This window comes from Wolbachia endosymbiont of Glossina morsitans morsitans, assembly GCF_000689175.1.
Lineage (GTDB): Bacteria > Pseudomonadota > Alphaproteobacteria > Rickettsiales > Anaplasmataceae > Wolbachia > Wolbachia pipientis.
Genome location: NZ_AWUH01000033.1, coordinates 1 through 1,643, shown reverse-complemented (window position 1 = coordinate 1,643; position 1,643 = coordinate 1). Strand labels below are relative to the sequence as shown.

Annotated in this window: 2 pseudogenes; both read right to left on the bottom strand. The window is 34.9% G+C overall.

Annotated features, from left to right (window positions below):
• Window positions 1–84 precede the first annotated feature (84 nt).
• Window positions 85–1,230, bottom strand: a pseudogene (locus WGMM_RS00960) (CCA tRNA nucleotidyltransferase).
• A 90-nt stretch (window positions 1,231–1,320) separates the two neighbouring features.
• Window positions 1,321–1,643 (bottom strand): annotated as a pseudogene (locus tag WGMM_RS06385) (hypothetical protein); the annotation flags it as partial.

The following is a 1,643-nucleotide window of genomic DNA, read 5'->3' as shown; positions in this document are numbered from 1 at the left end:
AGCTAAAAAAAGAACATATACCTAATTCCTCTATGAGTTCCCCTAATATTGCAAGCATACATTCATTGAACAGTCAGAAAGCAGTTAGAATAGGCTCTTAGCATAAAGCACCAGCTCCTCTTTTGTTAAAGTGTAGGAGCTATCTTCCCAATGTTGTTTTAGCAATTCCAAGTTTCTACCTAAACTTTTTCCTGGCTGGTGACCTATACTTATTAAATCATCGCCAGATAAAGGAAATTTTGGAATATTGAATGTGTTAGCAAATGAAATGTATTCATCAACATTTTCTCCAGACTCAACACCACAAATTTTCACTAAATCACAATATAATTCTCTACCAAATAAAGATATGTATTTTTTTTGCTCTTTTTCTGAGAGTTCTGTTTTTGATATCGTTGGATAGTAAAAATAGCAGCTTTTTCTTTTGCTTGTTTGAAAGACGTAGAAACATGATTATATATTCTCCAAGACTTAGCCTGTCATTTTTTTAGTAGTCCTAAGGAGTAACGCTAATTTTACTAGCGCATCAGTGCCGAAAAGAAGTGACGAAGACAGAATTTCGCATTTTACTTCTTTTGGGATAATCTTTTGCAAAACATCAGATTCTTGCATGCTCTTAAGTGTTGGAAAAGGATCATTGCACTTCAGCAATTTAAGTATTTCATCTCTTATTCTCTCTCCAGAGAGGTTTTGGATCATATGCGAATGCTTTTTGCATACGTTTAGTATTTCATCACTCAAATCTCCGACACATATTTTTGCATGAAAACGAAATGCTCTTAAAATACGTAGATAGTCTTCTTTAATTCTATCTTCAGCGTTGCCTATAAAGTTTAACCTTCGCGCTTTTAAGTCCTCTATACCACCAAAGTAGTCATATATATGGCCATGCTTATCTGCATACAGAGCATTAGATGTAAAGTCGCGCCTTGAAGCAGCCGCTTGCCAAATATTGGTAAATTCTACCTTTGCATGCCTACCATTACATTTCACATCATGCCTTAGTGTTGTGATCTCAAAAGATTTTTGATTTAGAACCAGTGTAGAACGCAGTTTTAAGCCAGTTGGAATAGTTTTTATATTACGGAGTTTTAGCGCTTTAATTGTTTGATTGGGAAGCAAATTAGTAGCTAAATCGATGTCGTGGACATCACGCTGCAAAATTGAGTCTCTCACTCATCCGCCGACAAGCTTAGCCTCACCGCTAAATTTTTCTATGGCGTCGATAATTAAGCTAGTCTCATGGTCAACTTGCGTTTAATTAGTCCTCCTAGTCTTCCTATCCTGCAGTTCATATTATGTGAAATGCTTGCAAAACCCTTATATAAAAATATCTGGTTTATATATTGTTATACCTTCCTGACCCTCAAAATATGCTTCGATTTCAGTATTAGATAAAGAAGCTAAAATAGGGATTTCACTGTGAAAAACAAAATACCCTTGTTTTTGTATTGCTTTGAGATAAGTCTGATAAGAGTTTTTTTGGCCAATAACTGAATCTACTATTATGTCGTTATTAGTTATATATTCCTCTTTATATTTTTCTTCAGTAAGCGTGGTGTCAAGTCTATGCGCACAAGACTCAAGCACTTCCCCTACTCTGTTATACAATGTTTCCTCACTTTCTTTCTTTAGTAAATCTT